Origin of the sequence: Phenylobacterium sp., assembly GCF_030645195.1 — a bacterium.
Taxonomy (GTDB): domain Bacteria; phylum Pseudomonadota; class Alphaproteobacteria; order Caulobacterales; family Caulobacteraceae; genus Phenylobacterium.
The window spans coordinates 1-19,450 of record NZ_JAUSLW010000217.1 but is presented as its reverse complement, the minus strand read 5'-3'; the positions used below and the strand labels follow the sequence as shown (position 1 = coordinate 19,450).

Annotated in this window: 16 protein-coding genes, 1 tRNA gene and 1 pseudogene; 7 read left to right on the top strand and 11 right to left on the bottom strand. The window is 71.9% G+C overall.

Features of this window, described 5'->3' with window-relative positions; translation table 11 throughout:
• Position 1: 1 nt before the first annotated feature.
• A tRNA-Arg gene (locus Q7T09_RS19825) sits at positions 2-78 on the bottom strand.
• A gap of 178 nt (positions 79-256) precedes the next feature.
• Between Q7T09_RS19825 and Q7T09_RS19820 the strand changes: the two genes are divergently transcribed.
• Positions 257-922, top strand: coding sequence for a class I SAM-dependent methyltransferase (locus Q7T09_RS19820; RefSeq protein WP_304701941.1), 666 nt, complete (start codon positions 257-259; stop codon positions 920-922).
• A gap of 53 nt (positions 923-975) precedes the next feature.
• Here Q7T09_RS19820 and Q7T09_RS19815 read toward each other — a convergent pair whose 3' ends face one another.
• The 3 genes from Q7T09_RS19815 to Q7T09_RS19805 all read right to left on the bottom strand — a co-directional run bounded on the left by Q7T09_RS19815 (position 976) and on the right by Q7T09_RS19805 (position 5,331).
• Positions 976-2,652 carry a glycosyltransferase family 4 protein gene (locus Q7T09_RS19815; protein WP_304701940.1) on the bottom strand — a complete coding sequence of 559 codons (1,677 nt, stop codon included), beginning with the start codon at positions 2,650-2,652 and terminating at the stop codon, positions 976-978.
• A 37-nt stretch (positions 2,653-2,689) separates the two neighbouring features.
• Positions 2,690-3,958: a hypothetical protein gene (locus Q7T09_RS19810; protein ID WP_304701938.1), complete on the bottom strand. Its 1,269-nt coding sequence runs from the start codon at positions 3,956-3,958 to the stop codon at positions 2,690-2,692.
• A gap of 329 nt (positions 3,959-4,287) precedes the next feature.
• The gene (locus tag Q7T09_RS19805; protein ID WP_304701937.1) at positions 4,288-5,331 is read right to left on the bottom strand and encodes a P1 family peptidase; all 1,044 of its coding nucleotides are present in this window, start codon (positions 5,329-5,331) and stop codon (positions 4,288-4,290) included.
• A gap of 86 nt (positions 5,332-5,417) precedes the next feature.
• Between Q7T09_RS19805 and Q7T09_RS19800 the strand changes: the two genes are divergently transcribed.
• Positions 5,418-7,121, top strand: a complete 1,704-nt coding sequence (locus Q7T09_RS19800) for a gamma-glutamyltransferase family protein (protein ID WP_304701935.1) — start codon at positions 5,418-5,420, stop codon at positions 7,119-7,121.
• A gap of 167 nt (positions 7,122-7,288) precedes the next feature.
• On the opposite strand, the gene Q7T09_RS19795 is transcribed toward Q7T09_RS19800, so the two are convergent.
• From Q7T09_RS19795 to Q7T09_RS19780, 4 genes are all read right to left on the bottom strand, one after another.
• Positions 7,289-8,773 (bottom strand): HAMP domain-containing sensor histidine kinase, encoded by a 1,485-nt coding sequence (locus Q7T09_RS19795; RefSeq protein ID WP_304701934.1) that lies wholly within the window; start codon positions 8,771-8,773, stop codon positions 7,289-7,291.
• Positions 8,774-8,843: 70 nt separating this feature from the next.
• Positions 8,844-9,881 (bottom strand): quinone-dependent dihydroorotate dehydrogenase, encoded by a 1,038-nt coding sequence (locus Q7T09_RS19790; RefSeq protein ID WP_304701932.1) that lies wholly within the window; start codon positions 9,879-9,881, stop codon positions 8,844-8,846.
• Positions 9,878-10,219: a DUF952 domain-containing protein gene (locus Q7T09_RS19785; protein ID WP_304701930.1), complete on the bottom strand. Its 342-nt coding sequence runs from the start codon at positions 10,217-10,219 to the stop codon at positions 9,878-9,880. Before Q7T09_RS19785 ends, Q7T09_RS19790 begins: the two co-directional genes overlap by 4 nt.
• 151 nt (positions 10,220-10,370) lie before the next feature.
• Complete coding sequence (locus Q7T09_RS19780) at positions 10,371-10,868, bottom strand: histidine phosphatase family protein (RefSeq protein ID WP_304701928.1); 498 nt, start codon at positions 10,866-10,868, stop codon at positions 10,371-10,373.
• Positions 10,869-10,975: 107 nt separating this feature from the next.
• Between Q7T09_RS19780 and Q7T09_RS19775 the strand changes: the two genes are divergently transcribed.
• Together Q7T09_RS19775 and metW are read left to right on the top strand one after the other, a co-directional pair.
• Positions 10,976-12,133 carry a homoserine O-acetyltransferase gene (locus tag Q7T09_RS19775; RefSeq protein WP_304701927.1) on the top strand — a complete coding sequence of 386 codons (1,158 nt, stop codon included), beginning with the start codon at positions 10,976-10,978 and terminating at the stop codon, positions 12,131-12,133.
• Positions 12,134-12,146: 13 nt separating this feature from the next.
• Positions 12,147-12,803 carry a methionine biosynthesis protein MetW gene (gene metW / locus Q7T09_RS19770; RefSeq protein WP_304701925.1) on the top strand — a complete coding sequence of 219 codons (657 nt, stop codon included), beginning with the start codon at positions 12,147-12,149 and terminating at the stop codon, positions 12,801-12,803.
• Between the two features lie 20 nt (positions 12,804-12,823).
• Here metW and Q7T09_RS19765 read toward each other — a convergent pair whose 3' ends face one another.
• A complete protein-coding gene (locus tag Q7T09_RS19765) occupies positions 12,824-13,102 on the bottom strand; it encodes a hypothetical protein (protein WP_304701923.1) in 279 nt (92 codons plus the stop codon).
• A gap of 12 nt (positions 13,103-13,114) precedes the next feature.
• A complete protein-coding gene (locus tag Q7T09_RS19760) occupies positions 13,115-16,162 on the bottom strand; it encodes an autotransporter domain-containing protein (protein WP_304701922.1) in 3,048 nt (1,015 codons plus the stop codon).
• Between the two features lie 149 nt (positions 16,163-16,311).
• Between Q7T09_RS19760 and Q7T09_RS19755 the strand changes: the two genes are divergently transcribed.
• The 3 genes from Q7T09_RS19755 to hemE all read left to right on the top strand — a co-directional run bounded on the left by Q7T09_RS19755 (position 16,312) and on the right by hemE (position 19,259).
• The gene (locus Q7T09_RS19755) at positions 16,312-16,647 is read left to right on the top strand and encodes a helix-turn-helix domain-containing protein (protein ID WP_304701920.1); all 336 of its coding nucleotides are present in this window, start codon (positions 16,312-16,314) and stop codon (positions 16,645-16,647) included.
• Positions 16,648-16,664: 17 nt separating this feature from the next.
• Complete coding sequence (locus tag Q7T09_RS19750; protein ID WP_304701918.1) at positions 16,665-17,990, top strand: hypothetical protein; 1,326 nt, start codon at positions 16,665-16,667, stop codon at positions 17,988-17,990.
• 216 nt (positions 17,991-18,206) lie between these two features.
• Entirely contained in the window at positions 18,207-19,259 is a 1,053-nt protein-coding gene (gene hemE / locus Q7T09_RS19740; RefSeq protein ID WP_304701916.1) for a uroporphyrinogen decarboxylase, read from the top strand.
• Here the strand turns inward: hemE and Q7T09_RS19735 are convergent.
• Positions 19,256-19,450 (bottom strand): annotated as a pseudogene (locus Q7T09_RS19735) (hypothetical protein); the annotation flags it as partial. The gene hemE and the pseudogene Q7T09_RS19735 sit on opposite strands and share 4 nt — an antisense overlap.

Here is a 19,450-nt window from a genome sequence, read left to right as displayed (position 1 = left end):
TTGGCGCGCCCGGAACGATTCGAACGTCCGACCCTCAGATTCGTAGTCTGATGCTCTATCCAGCTGAGCTACGGGCGCGCATCGCCTGTCGGCGAAGGGCGGGTATCTAGCGGTTCGTTGGCGGCGATTCAACCACGATCTCGCGCATCGGGCGCCAGGGTCGAGGGACCCAGCCAACTTGACGCGTCCGGAGAGAGCCAACATACCGAGGCGCAACGAGGGCGGCGGCGGCCGCGCACCTGGAAGGCGATCTCAGATGACCGACACCGCAGCCGCGCCCGAAATCGCCTTCTACGAATTCTCCACCGACTGGTTCTCGGGCAACATCCCGACCTGGCGGCAGATCGTCGACCGCGACAAGCCGCGCAAGATCCTGGAGATCGGGTCCTTCGAGGGCCGTTCCACCGTCTGGATGGTGGAGCACTGCACCGCCGCGGCCGAGGCCGACATCGAGATCTATTGCGTCGACAGCTGGGGCGGCGGGATCGAGCATCAGAAGGGCGGCGAGATCGAGACCTCGATGCCCGACGTCGAGAAGCGCTTCGACCGCAACATCGAGATCGCCCGGACCAAGACCCCCCACAAGGCCGAGATCAGGAAGCTGAAGAGCTACTCCAACCTGGCCCTGGCCGACCTGATCGCCGAACGGAAGACCGAGTATTTCGACCTGATCTATGTCGACGGCTCGCACCAGGCGCCCGACGTCCTGACCGACGCGGTGATGGCCTTCCAGGTCCTGAAGATCGGCGGGGTGATGATCTTCGACGACTACCTGTGGTCCATGGACCGGCCCGGGACCCAGGACGTGCTGAAGATGCCCAAGCCGGCCATCGACGCCTTCATGAACATCTTCCAGCGCAAGATGAACATCTTCCGGGGCGCGCCGCTCGGCCAGCTCTACGCGCGCAAGATCGGCGCCTAGAGCCATTCGCCGTATATTTGGAGCGTGACGGGCGATCAGGAAGAGCGACCAAGTCAGAAATCGGCCGGCGCCAGCCAGTCCAGCATCCCGAGCTTGCACATCCACATCAGGCCCATCTGCACGGGCCGCCGGCGTTCTGTCGGGAAGGCCAGCAGGACATCCCGCACCGTGCGCCGGGCCGCCCCCAGCACCTCCAGCACCGCGGCGCACTCCTGCCCTGAGCAGCGCCAGGAGCTGGCGAAGCGGTCGAGCTCCAGGCCCAGGGCGCGGTCGAGGTCGGCGGTGGTCACCCCGGGGCGGACGCTGAGCAGGGTCTCCAGGCTCTGGACCTCGCTGGCGAAGCCTGCGAAGTCGCGGTGCGGATCGCCCTTCACCGGATTGAGCCCGCCCCGGGTGGCGTCCGCCGGGGCGGCCAGGCGGATCGCGCTCAGCTCGTCGGCGAGCGCCGCGTACTGGCGGGCCACCACCGGCCAGTCGAAGACCTCCCGCACCCTCGCCCGGCCGGCCTGGCCCATGCGACGGCGCAGATCCGGCGAGGCGATCAGGGCCGCGATGGCCTGGGCCGCGCGCCCCACATGGACGGCGGTGTGCTGGGCCAGCGCCCCGACATAGAGCTGGTAGGAGTCCATCGCCAGGACGTGCCGCTCGGCCGCCGCGATCCCGGCGCTGGCCGGCGGCCCGCCCAGGGTGGGGATCAGGAAGCCCTGCTGGCCGTCCCGGACGGTGTAGCGGTAGCCGTCCCAGTCGCTCACCACCACCGGCAGGCCCGCAGCCATGGCCTCCACCGGCGTGATGCCGAAGGTCTCCTGGATGTTGTCCACCAGCGAGAGGAAGATGTCGGAGGCGGCCCAGAACGACCCCACCCGGCCCTGGTCGTTGCCGTCCAGGAAATGCACCGCCACGTCGGGGGCGTAGGCCTGCGCCGCCTGCTGGTAGCGCGCCCGGTCCTGGTCGCCATTGGGGAACCAGCCGACCATGGCGAAGGCCACCTTGGCGCCGGCGGCCTGGGCGGCCTCCTGCACGGCGCGGAACATCGGCTGGGGGGCGGCCTTCTCGAAGAAGGACAGCCGGCCCAGCCACAGGACCAGGATGTCGTCCTGACCCAGGCCCAACTCCTGGCGCAGCTGGCTGCGCACCTCCGGCCGGTCGGCGCGGGCCTGGATCGCCGGCTGGTCGACGCCCAGCGGGATCAGCGGCAGGCGGGGCTTGGGGTTCTTTGTCCCGCCGAAGCGGTCGCCGAGGAATTCGGCCCACTCGTCGAACATGCGGTTGAGCGCCTCCTGCACCGAGGGCGAGGTGCAGACCAGCGCGTCCCAGGCCTGGATGGGGGAGATGGCGGCCGTGGCCATGTCCTGGCGCAGGGCCGGCGGGGCCAGGGTGTGGACCAGGCCCATCAGGCTGTAGGCGCGGTCCCCCACGGCGCGCCGCCGCAGCCAGGCGATGTCGGCCAGCGCGGGCGTGCCCCGCAGCATCACGCCGGCCTCCGCCACCCGCCCCTGGGCCAGCAGGCTGGCGGTGGTCAGGGCCGCGCCGCCGGGGGCGTCCCCCAGCAGGCCCTGGCGCAGGTCGGCGTCGCTGATATTGGCCTGGCTGAGGAAGCTGACCTGGTCGAAGCCCCCGTGGGCGGCCAGCGCCCGGAACAGCTCCAGATTGGCCACGTCCTTGCCGAACGGATTGTTGACCAGGTTGAACTGGCCCGAGGGATGGTAGATCGCCAGTCGCGACGCCAAGGCCCGCCCCACAGTCTAGAGGCGTGTCCCCGCCCGATCAGAAGCGGGGAATACGACCTCCCAGACCGCGCAGCAAGGCGCCGCCAACGGCCTCGGCCGGGGTCTGGGGCGCCGTCTTGGGCGCGCCGGGCGCCTGGCGCTGCTCGCTGCGTTGACCGCCGCCGGGCATGTCCATCCCCAGCAGGGCGCCGGTCTGGGACTTGTAGCGGACCTTCACCGTCCACTCGATGTTCCAGGCGACCTTGGGATCGGCGGGCCGGGCCGGATAGGAGAGGTTGGTCTCGTTCCCGTAGGCCGCCAGTTGCACCATGGCCTGGGGGGCGACCTTCACCACCTCCTGCGGGATCGTGCAGGCCGTGGTCTGCGGCCCCATCAGGGCGCGCGACGCTGTCAGCCGGGCGATGTCGCCGTTGCTGAGATAGTCGGGCAGGGAGAAGGCCGAGGCCTGGACCTCGCTGGAGGTCCATAGCACCACGGTGTCGTTCTCGCCGCCGCCGATGGCGGTGGCCAGATAGGCCTGGGCCCCCGGAACCGCGCCCCAGCCGAGCTGGCCCGAGCCGCTGGCGCCGATGGCGTTGGTGACGAGGTTCAGCGGCCCCAGGAAATCCTGGTTGGCGTTCAGGCTGAAGCGGATGTCGGGGCTATAGGTCCCGCGGATCAGGTGATCCCCCACCAGGGAGCCGTTCCCCGGCACGCTGGCGCGGGTCTTCTCGTTGGGCCACTCGCCATAGGTGGCGTTGCGGGTGGGCGAGGGTGGCGCCATCGGGGTGACGGCCAGGCCGCGGCTCATGGCCTCCATCCCGGCGGGCATCTTGCCGCCCGCCATCTGGGCGAAGTCGATGACGATCGGCTGGCCCGGCCTGGCGTGCTCGCCGCAGCCCCAGAAGATCAGCATCCGGCCCTTGGGCTTCTGGTAGTCCCGCGGCATGGAGGGGGTCTCCTCCGTGCGCTGGGTCGGCTGGGCGCGCGGGGTCACCAGGGGCAGGCTCGCGCCGGCCCGAAGCGCCTGGGGCGGCAGGTGTTCGGCGGTGGGCTCGCCGGTGGGCTTGCGGGCCGAGCCGAGCTGCAGGGTCAGCGTCTTGCTGGCCCCGCCGCCACCGCCCATCATGCCCATCATCTGGCCCATGGAGGGCCGCGCGCCCGCCGCGCCGCCGCCCATCATCCCGGCGCCGAAGCCCGACGTGGTCTGGGCGCTCATCCAGTAGACGGCGACCGGACCGGTCACGACCTGCTTCTGCTGCGCGTCGGCCGCGCCCGCCGTGAGCGCGATCACACTGACCGCCGTCACCGTCTTCACCCAAGCCATTGGACGTCTCCTGAAACCCCGAAAGCCGCGTGGCTTAGCTTTTACGTCCGCCGAGCGCATTCGGCAAAATCGAAGAGGGGCTCTGCGTTCCCGCAGCAAAGCCCAGGCGCGCGGCGCCGGTATTGATCGGGGTCAAGGGCGGGGGGGCACAAGCCAACCCACCACGTCATCCCGGCCGCAGCGCAGCCCTCGGGTCCGACCGCTTGGTCGGCCCAAGGATAAACTCCGAGCCGGGACCGCGAAGCAGTCACCCAGGGGCCGCGATCAATCCCCCTGGATCCCGGGTCTCCCTCCGGTCGCCCGGGATGACGGGAATGGATCAACGCCCCCTACAGATCCCGCCAGCAGCGCACGTCCGACCCCGGCCAGGGCGTGGCCTCGAACACCGCCCGGGCCACGGCGCGGGCCAGGGTGTCGGCGGCCAGGGCGCCGATGCGGGCGATGGTGAAGTCGCCGCCCTCCAGGGGCCGGCGGCCGGTGGACAGCGCGAAGACCACATCGCCGTCGAAGGGGGCGTGGATCGGGCGGATGGCGCGGGCCAGGCCGTCCTGGGCCATCACCGCCACCCGCTTGGCCTGGGCGGGCGTCAGCACCACGTCGGTGGCCACGCAGGCGATGGTGGTGTTCATCCGCGCCTTGGGGTCGGCCTTGGCCAGGCCCCAGACGTCGGGCCGGGCCGACAGCCCCGCCACCCCAAGGCCTCCGAACTCGTCCCCCATCTCGAAGGGCGCGGCCCAGAAGGTCCTGTCGTCGCCGGCGACCACCGAGCCGAAGCTGTTGACGCAGACCAGGGCGCCCACCGTGATCCCGTCGGCGGCGACGATGGAGGCCGAGCCCGTGCCGCCCTTCAGGGATCCGGCCATGGCGCCGTAGCCGCCGCCGGCCGTGCCGAGCGCGAAGTCCAGGCCCGCCGCCGCCACGGCCTCGCGCCCCAGGCGGCGATAGGGCGGGTCCTCGCCCCAGTCGCGGTCGCCGCCATTGGCCAGGTCGAAGAGGATGGCGCCGGGGACCACCGGCGAGGGCGGCACGCCAGGCCGCGCCAGGCCGCCATAGCCTCGCCCCCGGGCGCCCAGCCAGCCCACCACCCCATCGCCGGCGGCCAGGCCATAGACCGAGCCTCCCGACAGGACGATGGCGTCGATGGCCTCCACCAGGTTCTCGGGCGCCAGCGCGTCGGTCTCCCGCGTGCCGGGGCCGCCGCCCCGCACATCGCAGGACGCCACGGCCCGCTCGTCGGGCAGGATCACGCTCACCCCGGTGCGGGCGGCGGCATCCTGGGCCTGGCCCACCCTCAGACCGGGCACATCGGTGATCAGGTTGCGCGTTCCGGGGGCGGCGGCGGGCTTTTGGGTCATGGCAGGCACGAAGAGCATGGCTTGAGGTTTGTTGTCCACGCGCGGCTGGTTAAGGTGGCGCCTCGCATTTCCGTCGCTCCCCCTTTTTTCCGCGTGGTCCGTCCGTGTCGCATTTCAAGCGTCTGAGCATCGTCCTGCTGGCCTGTCTCGCCAGCGCCTGCGCCAGCCTCCCCCCCCACGCCACGCCCCAGGGCGACGGCAAGGGCATGGTGGCCGCGGCCAATCCGCTGGCGGTCGAGGCGGGCGTCAAGGTGCTGGCCCGGGGCGGCTCGGCGGTGGACGCCGCGGTCGCCGTGCAGGCGGTGCTGGGCCTGGTGGAGCCGCAGAGCTCGGGTCTCGGGGGCGGCGCCTTCATGACCTATTACGACGCTGCGACCCGCAAGGTGACCGCCTATAATGGCCGCGAGACCGCGCCGGCCGCCGCCACCCCGGCCCTGTTCCTCGACGAGGCCACCGGCAAGCCCCTGCCCTTTCCCGTCGCCGTGCTCAGCGGACGGTCCAGCGGCGTCCCCGGCGCCGTGGCCATGCTGTCCCTGGCGCAATCCCAGCACGGCAAGCTGGCCTGGAACACCCTGTTCGGCGACGCCGAGAAACTGGCCGACGAGGGCTTCACCGTCAGCCCGCGCCTGGCCTACATGATCGCGGGCCGCTTCCCGCAGAACACCGCCCCCGACGTGGTGGCCTATTTCACCAAGCCGGACGGCGCCCGCTATGGGGCCGGCGACACCCTGAAGAACCCCGCCTACGCCGCCTCGGTGCGCAAGATCGCCGCCGAGGGCCCCAAGGCCATCCTGCAGGGCCCGATCGCCGAGGCCATCGTGGCGCGCCTGCATCAGGGCGACCGGCCCAGCGCCATGACCCTGGCCGACCTGGCGGCCTACAAGCCCAAGGTCGGGCCCGCCACCTGCCGGACCTTCCGCGTCTACCTGGTCTGCACCCCGCCGGCCCCCTCGGGCGGCCCGGCCCTGCTGGAGGGCCTGGCGATCCTGGAGCACACCGACGTCGCGGCCCACCCCAATGACGTCCAGGGCTGGTACCTGTTCGCCCAGGCCAGCCGCCTGATGTACGCCGACCGCGACCGCTATATGGGCGACCCCGACTTCGTGGACGTCCCCACCGCGGGCCTGCTGGACCCGGCCTATGCGGCCAGCCGCGCGGCCCTGATCAACCCTGAAAAGGCCGGCCCGGCGCCCGCCCCCGGTAAGCCCCGCGGCGCCGGGATCCGCGCGCCCGACGCCACCCTGGAGCCCGGCGGCACCTCGCACATGGTCATCGTCGACGCCTGGGGGAACGCGGTCTCCATGACCACTACGGTGGAGAGCATCTTCGGCAACGGCCGCATGGTCGGCGGCTTCTTCCTCAACAACCAGCTCACCGACTTCTCCTTCTCGCCGGTCGAGAAGGACGGGGTCGCCGCCGCCAACGCGGTGGCCGGGGGCAAGCGGCCGCGATCCTCGATGGCGCCCGCTGTCGTCCTGGACAAGGACCGCCGCTTCGTGGCCGCCGTGGGCTCGCCGGGCGGCTCGGCCATCCTGGCCTACAACCTCAAGGCCCTGGTGGCCCTGCTGGACTGGAAGCTGCCCATCGACCAGGCCATCGCCCTGCCCAACCTGATCGCCCGCGGCGACACCTACGCCGCCGAACCGGCCAAGTTCCCGGCCGGCGTCGTCGAAGGCCTGGCCGCCAAGGGGATCACCCTGCGCCCCGGCGGCGGCGAGGATTCCGGCCTGCACGGCATCGTCATGACCTCCACCGGCCTGGTCGGCGCCGCCGACCCCCGCCGCGAGGGCGTGGCCAAGGCTCCGTAAGGGGCTGCGATCATCCCATAACAATCGTCATCCCCGGGCTTGTCCCGGGGACCCATGATCTCCGTGGTCCAGCAAGGACCTGAGGCGGCTGCCGCGCGATCTATGGAGAAGCGGAGATCATGGGTGGCCGGGACAAGCCCGGCCATGACGATAGGAAGATGAGCGGCTTAAGAGCTCTTCGCCCGCGTCCGCTTCGGCTTGAGCCGCGGCGGCGCGCCCGGCAGGCGCAGTTCGAACACCGAGCCGGTCTCGCTGGTCTCCGCCAGCACCAGGTCGCCGCCGTGGCCCTGGGCCAGCTCCCGGGCGATGGCCAGGCCCAGGCCCGCCCCGCCCGGCCGGCTGGAGCCCGCGAAGGGTTGGAAGATCTTTTCGCGCGCGCGGGCCGAGACGCCGGGGCCATTGTCGGAGAAGCGGATCAGGGTCGCGCCCTCGGCCTGGGCGAGCGCCACGGTGACCACGCCGGATTCGCTGCGCCCCTCCTGCTGCTCGACGGCCTCGCGGGCATTGCGCAGCAGATTGACCACGATGCGGTGCAGCTGGTCGGGGTCGGCCACCACCTGGTCGGCGGGATCGACCTGCGCCTCCAGGCGCACGGTTTCCGGCGAGAGGCGGGCCTCCTCGGCGGCCATCTCCAGGGCGGCGGCCAGCGGCATGGGCCGCGCGTCGGGGGCGGCCTCCTGGGTCTTGCCATAGACCAGGACGTCGGTGGCCAGCTTCACCGCCCGGTCCAGGGCCCGCTCCAGGCGCGGCAGGGCCTGGGCCACCTTGGGGTCCCGCGAGGCCGCCAGCCGTTCCGAGGCGATCTGGGCGCTGGTGAGCATGTTGCGCAGGTCGTGGTTGATCTTGGCCACCGCCTCGCCGAGCTGGGCCAGGCGGGCGCGGGAATTGAGCGCCACCCGCAGGTCGGCCTGCATCAAATCCAGCTCCACCTCGGCGCGGCCGATCTCGTCGCGGCGACCGGAGGGCTCCAGGTGCGAGGCCGGGTCGTCGGGGTCGGCGCGGAACCGCTCCATGGCATGCGTGATCCGCTGCATGGGCCGCACCAGGAAGAAGGCGAGCGACAGATAGACCAGGATGCCGGCCATGGTGGCCACGAAGGCCATCACCAGCAGCAGCTGCCACAGATAGCGGGTCAGCTCGCGCTTCAGGGCCGCGTCGGGGGCGACGATCTCGATGAAGTCGGCCTTGCGGATGCGGGGCTCGGCGATCACCCGCACCATCCGCCCCTCGCCGCCGCCCATCAGGGTCTGGAAGGGGGCCGCCAGCCAGGAGATCGGCGCCTGGTCGCGCAGGTCCACCAGATAGGGCGCCCGCGCCAGCTTGGGCCCCTGCAGCACCAGGCGGCGCATGCCCTCGGTCTGGATCGCCACCCGCTGCACCCCGGCGCCCTCCAGCAGCTGGGCGGCGAGCGCCTCGCTCACCACCCGGTCGGGGGCGACGTCGGGGGCGATGGTGGCCAGTTCGGCGGCGCGGACCCGGTCCAGCAGCCACTGCTCCTCGAAGGCCGCCAGGGCCGGGGGCAGGATCGTGCCGCCCGCCGCGGACACAAACAGGATGGTGAGGATCAGCAGACGCGCGGAGAGGCCGCCCGGCCAGAAGAACCGCCGTCTGGTCCGCCTCGGGGGCGCCTGAGGCTGAGGGGCGTCCGCCATGAGCCTTCCCCCTACTTCACCATGGCGCTTTCGGCAACGCGACGTCTGTTCGCGTGTGAGGGGAATCTTGTCAGTTGACCCCCACCGCGTCGGCGACCTGGGCGAAGCCGTCGGCCCGCAGGCGCCGCGCCAGGTCGGCCTTGATCCGGGTCACCAGGCCCGGTCCGCCGAACACCATGGCCGAATAGAGCTGCACGGCGGCCGCGCCGGCCCGGACGCGGTCATAGGCGTCGGCGCCCGAGGCGATGCCGCCGACCCCGATCAGGACGGTCCGTCCCGCCGCGGCGGCGTGGAACTCCGCCATCATCCGCTGGGCCAGGGCCTTCAGCGGCGCGCCGGAGAGCCCACCCGATTCGCCCGCCTGGGCTGAGCGCAGGGGCGGGCGGCTGATGGTGGTGTTGGAGACGATGATCCCGGAAAGCCCGTTGGCGATCACCGTCTCCACGATGGCCTCCACCTCCCCGGCCTCCAGATCGGGCGCCACCTTCAGGAACATCGGGACCCGACCGCTGGCCGGCAGCCGGTCGCGCGCCTCCGCCAGCCGTCCCAGCAGCTCCTCCAGCGCCGCCCGGGTCTGCAGGGCGCGCAGGCCCGGCGTATGGGGCGAGGCGCGGGTGATGGGGAAAGAGGAGGCCAGGCCCCACAGGCGCGTGAGCCCCGTCACATAGTCGCCGATGCGGTCGGCGGCCTCCTTGTTGGCGCCGATATTGGCCCCGATGACGCCCGGGCCGCGACGCGCCAGCCGGGCGGCGAAGGCCTCCAGCCCCGAATTGTTGAAGCCCATCCGGTTGATGACGCCCTCGTCTTTCGTCAGCCGGAACAGCCGCGGCCGCGGATTGCCCGCCTGGGGCAGGGGCGTGACCGTACCGCACTCCACGAAGCCGAAGCCCGCCGCCAGCATGGGGCCGAAAACCTGGGCGTTCTTGTCGAACCCGGGCGCCAGGCCCACGCAGTTGGGCAGGACGAGCCCCGCGACGCGGGTGGCCAGGATCGGATCGTCGGCGCCCGCGCGGGGGCCCAGACCCAGCTCCAGGGCCTTGACCGTCACCCCGTGGGCGTCCTCGGGATCGAGCAGATGCAGGGCGCGGGCGGCCAGGTCGTGAATCACGCCAGGTCTCCCAGCACCGGAACCCCGTCGGGGCCGAGCGGCGCCTCGCGAACCGCCGCGACCTCGCTCACCGGCAAGGGCGCGTAGAGATGGGGAAAGAGGTCGCCGCCCCGCGAGGGCTCCCAGCGCACCGCCTGGCTGAGCCCCTCGGTCTCAACCTCCAGGACCACCAGGTCGGCGATGTCCTTGAAATAGCGCCGCGCCGTCTCGGCGGCCTGAAGACCGGTGGACAGGTGGATATAGCCGTCGGCCAGATCGATCCCCGAACCGGCGAAGGTCCCGGCCGCCTGGGCGGCTGTCCACTCGGCGTGGGTGAGGATCTTGTAGATACGGGTCATGGGGTCCCTGTCTCAGAATCTGTCGTCATCTCCTCCTCTCCCCTTTCAAGGGGAGAGGCTGGGTGAGGGGATCGTCCCGACGCGCACCACCTGGCCGGACCGCCCCCCTCACCCACCCTCTCCCCCCGAAGAGACGGGGGGAGAGGCGGAGTCATCGCCGGTCGCGCGGGAAGAAGAGCCCGTCATAGGCCGGCCGGCCGGCATGGTCGAAGAGGAAGACCGCCGCCGCCGCCGTGGGGAATCCGTTCTGGGCGCGGGCCACCAGGGCCGGCGGCGCGCCGCCCTGGACCAGCATCTGCACCGCCAGGTCCTGCAGGCCCGGATTGTGCCCCACCACCATCACCGTGCCCACCGTGGCGCCAGCCGCCTGCGCCAGCACCCGGATGGTCTCGGCCTCGGCGAGATAGAGGCTGTCCTCGAAGCGCGCCAGCGCCTTGGGGAAGGCCGGGGCCACCGCGGCCCAGGTGCCCCGCGTGCGGGCGGCGGCCGAGACCAGGGCCAGGTCCGGCGACAGGCCCAGCTCCGCCAGGGTCTCGCCCATGGCCGCCGATTCGGCCGCGCCCCGGCTCGCCAGGCGGCGGTCGAAGTCGTCGCCGCTGGGGGCGTCGCGCTCGGCCTCGCCGTGCCGCAGGAGTATCAGCCGGTCCATGGTCTCTCCGTCACCCCGCCATGCTGGGAGTCGATCGGTTCATAGCGGGCAAGCGCGCCGACGCGAAGCGGTTGACAGCGAAAGAGGTTGGCGGTCCAAGCGGGCCCATGAGCGACGTCGGCCACGCCCCCCTCGCGACCCCGACCCACGGCGGGATCTGGCGTTCGCCCGCCGACCGGCCGCTGCGCCTGGATTCCGGCGCCATCCTCGCCCCCCTGGAGATGGCCTACAACACCTACGGGACCCTCAATGCCGACAAGTCCAACGCCGTCCTGATCTGCCACGCGCTCACCGGCGACCAGTATGTGGCCTCCACCCATCCGGTCACCGGCAAGCCCGGCTGGTGGACCACGGTGGTGGGCCCCGGCCTGCCCCTCGACCCCGAGCGCCACTTCATCATCTGTCCCAATGTGATCGGCGGCTGCATGGGCTCCACGGGCCCGGCCTCGCCCGACCCCACCACCGGCAAGCCCTATGGTCTCGCCTTCCCGATGATCACCATCGCCGACATGGTTCGCGCCCAGGCCATGCTGGTGGAGGCGCTGGGGATCGAGACCCTGTTTTCCGTCGTCGGAACCTCCATGGGCGGGATGCAGGTCCTGCAGTGGGCGGCCGATTATCCCGAGCGGCTGTTCTCGGCCATCGTGGTGGCCGCCGCCGCCCGCCACTCGGCCCAGAACATCGCCTTCCACGAGGTGGGCCGCCAGGCGATCATGGCCGACCCCGACTGGCGCGGCGGCGCCTACGAGCTTGAGGGCGTGCGCCCCGAGAAGGGCCTGGCCGTGGCCCGCATGGCCGCCCACATCACCTATCTGTCGGAGACCGCCCTGCAGCGGAAGTTCGGCCGCGAGCTGCAGCGCGACGGCCTCTCCTGGGGCTTCGACGCCGACTTCCAGGTGGAGAGCTATCTGCGCCACCAGGGCGCCAGCTTCGTCGACCGCTTCGACGCCAACTCCTATCTCTACATCACCCGGGCGCTCGACTATTTCGACCTGGCCGCCAGCCACGGCGGGGTGCTGGCCAACGCCTTCCTCCAGGCCCGCAAGGTGCGCTTCTGCGTGCTCTCCTTCTCCTCGGACTGGCTCTACGCCACCGCCGAGAGCCGCGACATCGTCCGTGCGCTCAACGCCGCCGGCTGCCGGGCGAGCTTCGCCGAGATCACCACCGACAAGGGCCACGACGCCATCTTCCTGGAGGAGCCGGCCCTGGATAGCGCCCTGCGCGGCTTCCTGGCCTCGGCCGCCGAGAAGCGGGGGCTCGCCTAGTGGGGATTTCCGCGTGAGGACCCAGCGGGAGGACTTCAAGGAGATCCTGCGCCTGGTCCGCCCGGGCTCGCGGGTGCTGGACGTCGGCTGCGGCGAGGGCGAACTTCTGGAGCTGCTGACCCGCGAGAAGCACGTCGACGGCCAGGGCCTGGAGATCTCCAGCGAGGGGGTCTCGGCCTGCCTGGCCCGCGGCCTGGCCGTGGTGCAGGGGGACGGCGACCGCGACCTGGATCACTTCCCCACCCAGGCCTTCGACTACGCCATCCTGTCCAAGACCCTGCAGCAGATGCGCGAGCCGCGCCACGTGCTCAACGAGCTGCTGCGCATCGCCGACCGGGCGGTGGTCTCCCTGCCCAATTTCGGCCAGTGGCGGGTGCGCTGGTCGCTGATGGTGCGCGGCCGCATGCCCGAGACCAAGGCCCTGCCCGAGCCCTGGTGGTCGACCCCGAACATCCACCTCTGCACCCTGCACGACTTCACCGCCCTGTGCGACGACCTGGATTTGCGGATCGAGGCCTGCGCGGCGCTGAACAACGGCAAGCCGGCGCGGCCCATCGACCCGACCCGGGCCCTGGAGAACTGGCGCTCGGAGACCGCGCTGTTCCTGCTCAGCCGCAAGGGCCAGGCAGAACCCGCGGCGATCCCGCCAGGCGAACTGTTCCCGAAATAGAGGGGCCGGCCCCGGGGGCCTCAGGCCAGCCACCTCGGCTGGCGCAGGCCGGCGGCGGCCATCAGGCTGATGGCGGCCATGGCGCCCTCGAACAGGCACAGAGCCGCGACGATCAGCACCGGGGTCTCGCCAAGCGCCCGGGGGTCCAGGGCCACCAGGACGGTCGCCGCCGCCAGGCAAAGCAGCGAGCCCACGAAGGCGAGCTTCGAGCGCCACAGCGGCGGCTTTCCGGCGGTGTGGCGGGCGACGCAGACGAGAACCGCCGCCAGCGCCAGAAGTCCTCCGGCCAAGTGGATCATCGGAGAAAGCCCCTAGAACAACATCCTCGCGACGATGCGGGCGTCGTAGGCCTCGTAGTCGTCGCGAATCTCCCCGCCGCCTTCCAGGGCGAAGTCGAGATATTCCCCCTGGCCACGCAGGGCCAAACGTACAACCGCCCCGCCGCCCGAGAGTTCCGGGGCCGCGATGGTGAAGGCCTGCCCGCCGCTGACGAACCGCGCGGTGGTGGAGTCGGCGCCGTCGCCGGCCACCTGGCGCCAGCCGGCGGTGAGCTCCGGCCCCCAGCGGAAGTCGCCCTTCAGCCCGAAGCGGGCTCCGACGCTGATCCCGGCGAAGGCCGCCATCTGGCTGGAGGCGCGTTCGTCGATGGCCAGGTTCATGGCGTCCCCGCCCCCATCCTCGGTGCGGTCGCCCTCCTTCAGCAGGAAATAGTCGAAGCTGGCCTGGGGCCGGGCGTGGAAGGTGTCGCCCTCCAGGTTCCAGTTCAGGTGGGCATGGGCGGCCACCGTGGCGCCGTTCCAGTCGGCAAGGGCCGTGCGGGTGAAACCTGAGTCGGTCAGCACCCGCTCGCTCTTCAGCGACGCGTAGCCGCCGGTGATTCCCGCCCCCACCGTCAGGTCGCCGAGGCTCTCGCGCCAGTAGACCCCGGCCGATAGCACCGAGCCGGTAAGGGATTCCGACCCCAACGACCCCGCCTCGTCCACATCGACATTGATGAAGCTGGTCTGCAGGCCCAGCGTGCCAAACACCGTGTCGGGAACCTCCACCCCCGCGGCCAGGCCAAAGCCCCCCGCGTCATAGGTGGCCGACCGGTCGAGATCGCGCTTGACCATCACCGCGATCTCCTGGGTCCAGGCCCGCACCCCGCCCGCGATCTCCATGGAGCTGTCGGCCTCCGGGCCCCGGCCCGCGGTGTCGGAGGCCGCCGCCAGGGTGTGGAACAGGCCGCCGGAATGATCGGGCAGGAACTGGTCGTAGAGGGCCTGGAAGCCGGCCGCCGTGGTCTTGGACAGCAGGGCGTCGCGCACCGAGGCGTCCTTGTCGAAGGCGGCGAACACCGCGTCATAGGCCGCCCCCTCCGCCGTGGTCAGCCCGGCCTCGGCGGCGGTGCGGCGGCGCACCTCGGCGATCAGGCTGGACGTGTCGACCCGCAGGGTGGCCTTGTAGAGGAAGGGGGTCTCCCCCAGCAGGCTCTCGTCCAAGGCCCCGCTGGTCAGCGACCCCGCCTTGATCAGGGTGAAGCTGGCCGGCGCCTCCAGCTTGGAGGCGAAGGCCAGGCCGATCTTGGCGCCGGTGGCCAGGGTGGCGGCGCCGGCGACGTTGAAACTGCTGGCCTTGCCGGCCTTGGGATCGGCGGTGAAGACCAGCTCGCCGCTCGCCCCGACGTTCAGGCTGGTGAGGTTGACGCCTTGGGTGCTCGTATCGGTCAGCCGGCCCTTGACGATATCGATGGCCAGGCCGCCGCCGGCGTCGGTGAGCGCGCCGGTCAGCTTGGCGCCGCCGTCGATCGCCAAGCTGTCGGCGCCCGAGCCGAAGGCCACGGCGCCGTTCAGCACACCCGCCAGCAGCTCCAGCCGCGCCGCCCCCGAGCCGAACAGCACGTCGCCGGTGATCGTTGGGGTGATGGTGGTGTCGGCGTTGGCGTACTGGCGCAGCAGCACGCCCGCGGTATTGGCCCGCAGGTCCAACGCTATGGCCCGGCCGGTCACGGCGATCGTGGAGTCGGTGGCGGTCACCGTGACAGTGATGGAATTGGTGGTCTCGAGGACCCGCAGCGACCCCGAGGCGTCCAGGATGGCGGTGGCCGAGGCCTTGGAGCCATTCACCACCGCGTTGATCACCCCGCCATTGGCGAGATAGGGCAGGTTCGCCCCGGCGTCGAGGCGCAGGGCGGTGGCGTCGGCGACGTCGGTGGCGGTGGTGGTGGCCCGGACGATCCCGACATTGGTCAGGCTGGGGCTCTGGGCCCCGGACCCGACCCGGATCGCCGTGGCGGAGGCCTTGACGCCGGTGGCCAGGATCGACCCGGCGTTCCAGATCCCGCCATCGACGGTCACCGCCCCGCCCTGGCCACCCAGCTGCAGGGCCGTGGCGGTGATCCCGTCATAGATCCCGGCCGCCTGGATCACCCCCTTGTTCATCAGGCCATAGGCGTCGGCCCCGGTCCCCAGGACGCCCAGCCGCACGCCGCGCCCGGCCGCGCCGATCACCATGCCGGGCGCCGAGCCATAGGAGGTGACGGCCCCTGACGACCCCACCAGCAGGCCGCCGAACAGGTCGCCGCGCACCCGTACCGCCGGCCCGCCCAGCAGCAGGTCGTCGGCGTCCAGCTTGGCTGTCACCTCGTCGGTTCCGCGGCTGGTGGCGCGCAAGCCGGTGGCCGAGAGCGTCGCGTTGAGGGAGAGCTTGCCGCCGACATTGTCGTCCACAGCCACGGCGATGGAGTCCAGGCCTTGGGCGGTGACGCTCCCGGTCACCGCCACGTCGCCCCCGACCGTGCCCCCGGTACGGATCCCGAAGGAACGGTCGCCGACCACCGAGATCGCGCCGGCCGTCTGCAGCGATCCGTCGATGGCGCTCTCCAACGCGACGCCGGCTGACTCATTGCCCTCCACGATGATCGCCCCGGCGGTCTGGGTGATCGACCCGTGGAAGGCGCCCGGACCCGTCACCCGGATCCCGAACCGGCCGGCGCCGGTGGCGAACAGGCCGTCATTGTCGCCGTCGGAGTCGGTGTCCTTGATCTCGGTCGTCTCATCGACGGTGATGGAGCCCGAGAGCGCCACCTCGCCGGTGTTTCCCCCCACCACCGCCAGGCCCACGGCGTTGTTGGCGTCGGCGATGGCCACCACGCCCTCCAGGGTGACGTTGTTGTCGCTGTTGAGCGTGATCGCGGTCCCGCCGGTGGGCTTGATGGAGCCCGCCGAGGTGACGCGGACATCGTCGCGGGCCCCGCTGGCGGCGGTGGCCGTGGCCACCGGCGTGGTCACCGCGGTGGAGATGGCGGTCTCGGCCCAGGCGGGCGCGGCCATCAGGCACAGGGGGGAGGCCGCGGCGAGCAGGAGGTGGCGAGGCGACATGGGCGATCCAGGTGGTGGCGGGGCAGACGGAGGTCGTCTATGGTGTGGACGACGAGGCGTTATCCGTCGCGTATGAATGTGTTTCGTAAGAACTGTATATTGCGCCGATTACGGCGGCAAGATGGCGCCGCCCAGGAGTTGAGAGCCCGATGCCAAGACCCGCCGTGGACCCGGTGCGCGCCGCCGCCACCAAGGCCCTTCGCCAGGAGGCCGGCCGCTGGCTGAAGGCCGGGCGCGAGTCCGCGGGCCTGACCCAGGCGCAATTGGCCGAGCAGGTGGGCATGCGCTACTACACCTTCGTCTCCCAGGTGGAGAGCGGCCTGGGCCGCGTGCCCATCGAGATGCAGCGGGCCTGGGCCCTCGCGGTCGGCCTTGATCCCGCCCAGTTCGCCCGCACCCTGCTGGCCTATTACGAGCCCGAGCTGAACCGGCTGCTGTTCGGGGACGCCGCCCACCCCGACGCCCAGCGCGCCTTCGGGACCTGAAGGACCGCCCTGGCCCGATGAGCAACGTCGTCCCGTTCACCCAAAGGCCCGACACCGGCGGCTGGACCGCCGGCGAGCGCGCCAAGCTGTCGGAGCTCGCCGACCGCCTGGCCGCCGAGGGTATCCATGTGCGGGTGGTCTACGGGTCCACCGACGCGGGCGACCCCTGGTGCGTGATCACCGACGAGAACGACGAGGTTTTGGTCCACGTCGCCCGCATCGACGGCCAGTTCGTGATCCACGACGCCGCCGCCGACGCGGTGGAGGCGGGCGACACCCTGTGGACCGCCTTCGACCGCCTGCTGGGCGAGGGCTGGCGCGAAGCCGAGGGCCAGGTGGTGGTGCCGATGGCCGCCCGCCAGGCCCAGACCCTGATGGCCCTGGTGGTGGCCGCCGCCTTCTTCGACATGACCGCCCAGGCTCATGACGCGCCCGATCTCGGCGCGCCCCACGACACCCCCGCCGAGGTCCTGGCCGCCTTCATCGCCGCCGCGACCCTGGCCGCCCCCTCGGCCGAGGCGCAGGAGCACCAGCGCTTCGAACGCAACGCCGCCCCGGCCGAGACCGACGGCCCGCGGGGCTCGTCGGCGAACCTGACCGACGCCCCGGCGCCCCGCGCCCCGGACGAAGCCCCTGCCCCCAAGGCCGAGCCCGGGGCCGAGGCGGCCGCTGGCCCGGCGGACTCCGACGCGGTCCGGGTGGCGGAGTCCGACCCGCTCCAGGGCGCGCAGGGCGGGCAGACCCTGCGCGGCGGCGACGGCGACGACCTGCTGACGGGCGGCGCGGGGAATGACAGCCTGAACGGCGGCGCGGGCGCCGACCACCTGATCGGCGGCGACGGGAACGACACGCTGTCCGGCGGCGGGGCGGGCTCCACCCAGGTCGACCTGCTGGAGGGCGGGGCCGGAAACGACCGCATCGAGCTTGGCCAGAACGTGGTGGCCGTCGGCGGCGCCGGGGACGACACCTTCGTCATCGCCCCGCCAGCCCCGGACGAGGGCCCGCCCCAGCAGCACGCGCTCGGCGTGATCCTCGACTTCACCGCCGGCGACCGCCTGGCCGACGGGGCCGGCCGCCTGATCCATATCCTGAACGCCATCCGCCAGGACGACGTGCTGAGCGGCCTGCGCGGCTTCACCGGCCACCTGCCGCCCCCCGCCCTCCCCGGCTTCCGGGTCGAGGTGGACGTCAACGGCGACAACCAGGCCGACGGCTTCGTCATGGTCGCCGGAACCGGCGCCGCGGGCCTGCTCAGCCACCTCCCCGGCGGCGGCCCCCATCCGCCCGGCGCCATCACCCTCCCGGCCCACCCGCCCATCCCCGACGGCGACTTCCTGGGCTAGGGCCTGCCCCCCACTGCGTCATCCCGGCCGCAGCGAAGCGGAGAGCCGGGACCCAGGGGCCGAGCCCTGTCACCTGGGTCCCGGCTCTCCCCTGCGGGTCGCCCGGGATGACGGGGATTGTTCTGAGAGGGGAGCCCCCGCGACCACCACGCCATTGGCGACTCCAACCCGACTTGCTAGCAATAAGGCGCAGCTTCCACCCAAGGCGGAGATGACATGGTCCAGGAGAAGTTGCTGCTGCGCGCCCTGCGGGGCGAGCGCACCGAGCGGCCTCCGATCTGGCTGATGCGGCAGGCCGGCCGCTACCTGCCGGAGTATCACGTCACCCGGGCCGCGGCCGGCGGCATGCTGGAGCTCTGCAATTCCCCCGACCACGCCGTCGAGGTCACCCTGCAGCCGATCCGTCGCTTCGGCCTCGACGGCGCCATCCTGTTCGCCGACCTGCCCCAACTCGCCGCCGCGCTTGGCCAGACCCTGGACTATGTCGAGGGCGAGGGTCCGACGCTTAGCCCACCGATCCGCTGCGCCGAAGACATCGACCGCCATCTCAGCGCCGAGCGCCTGCATGAGAACCTGGCCCCGATCTATGAGACGGTGCGCAGGCTCACCGTCGAACTGCCGGCCGACGTCACCCTGATCGGCTATGCCGGCGCCCCCTGGACCATCGCCACCTATATGGTCGAGGGCCGCAGTGGCGGCGCCACCGACCACGCCATCATCCGCCAGTGGGCGCTTTCCGATCCCGACAGCTTCCAGCCGCTCATCGACCTGCTGACCCAGTCGGTGATCGCCTTCCTGGACCGCCAAATCCAGTGCGGCGCGGAGGCGGTCCAGCTCTTCGAGAGCTGGGCGGGCCTGCTGCCGGAGCCCTTCTTCCGCCGCTGGTGCATAGAGCCCGTCGCCGCCATCACCGCCGCCCTGAAGGCCAGACACCCCGACGTGCCGTTGATCGCCTTCCCCCGCGCCGCCGGCCTGCTCTACGAGGCCTATGTGGCCGAGGTCGCCGCCGACTGCATCGGCCTGGACACCACGGTCCCCCTGGCCTGGGCCGCTCGGCGCATCCAGGGCGAGGGTCGCTGCATCCAGGGCAATCTCGATCCCCAGCTGCTGGTGGCCGGCGGCCCGGCGCTCGCCGCCGAGACCGACCGCATCCTGCGCGCCGCCACCGGCGGCCCCTTCGTCTTCAACCTTGGACACGGCATCCCCAAGACCACCCCGCCCGACCACGTCGGCGCCCTGGTCGCCCAGGTCCAGGCCTGGCGGGGCTAGGTGACCGCCGCCCGGGCCACCGCCTCGGCGACCTTGACGCCGTCGATGGCGGCCGAGAGGATGCCGCCGGCATAGCCCGCGCCTTCGCCGGCCGGGAACAGGCCACGCAGGGTCAGGCTCTGGAAGTCGGCGTCGCGGGTGATGCGGATCGGCGAGGAGGTCCGCGTCTCCACCCCGGTCAGCACCGCGTC

Coding starts and splice junctions, on each gene's coding strand:
- Q7T09_RS19820 (WP_304701941.1), top strand. CDS start 257: ATGACCGACACCGCAGCCGCGCCCGAAATCGCCTTCTACGAATTCTCC.
- Q7T09_RS19810 (WP_304701938.1), bottom strand. CDS start 3,958: ATGGCTTGGGTGAAGACGGTGACGGCGGTCAGTGTGATCGCGCTCACG.
- Q7T09_RS19805 (WP_304701937.1), bottom strand. CDS start 5,331: ATGCTCTTCGTGCCTGCCATGACCCAAAAGCCCGCCGCCGCCCCCGGA.
- Q7T09_RS19795 (WP_304701934.1), bottom strand. CDS start 8,773: ATGGCGGACGCCCCTCAGCCTCAGGCGCCCCCGAGGCGGACCAGACGG.
- Q7T09_RS19785 (WP_304701930.1), bottom strand. CDS start 10,219: ATGACCCGTATCTACAAGATCCTCACCCACGCCGAGTGGACAGCCGCC.
- Q7T09_RS19780 (WP_304701928.1), bottom strand. CDS start 10,868: ATGGACCGGCTGATACTCCTGCGGCACGGCGAGGCCGAGCGCGACGCC.
- Q7T09_RS19775 (WP_304701927.1), top strand. CDS start 10,976: ATGAGCGACGTCGGCCACGCCCCCCTCGCGACCCCGACCCACGGCGGG.
- Q7T09_RS19765 (WP_304701923.1), bottom strand. CDS start 13,102: ATGATCCACTTGGCCGGAGGACTTCTGGCGCTGGCGGCGGTTCTCGTC.
- Q7T09_RS19760 (WP_304701922.1), bottom strand. CDS start 16,162: ATGTCGCCTCGCCACCTCCTGCTCGCCGCGGCCTCCCCCCTGTGCCTG.
- Q7T09_RS19755 (WP_304701920.1), top strand. CDS start 16,312: ATGCCAAGACCCGCCGTGGACCCGGTGCGCGCCGCCGCCACCAAGGCC.
- Q7T09_RS19750 (WP_304701918.1), top strand. CDS start 16,665: ATGAGCAACGTCGTCCCGTTCACCCAAAGGCCCGACACCGGCGGCTGG.
- hemE (WP_304701916.1), top strand. CDS start 18,207: ATGGTCCAGGAGAAGTTGCTGCTGCGCGCCCTGCGGGGCGAGCGCACC.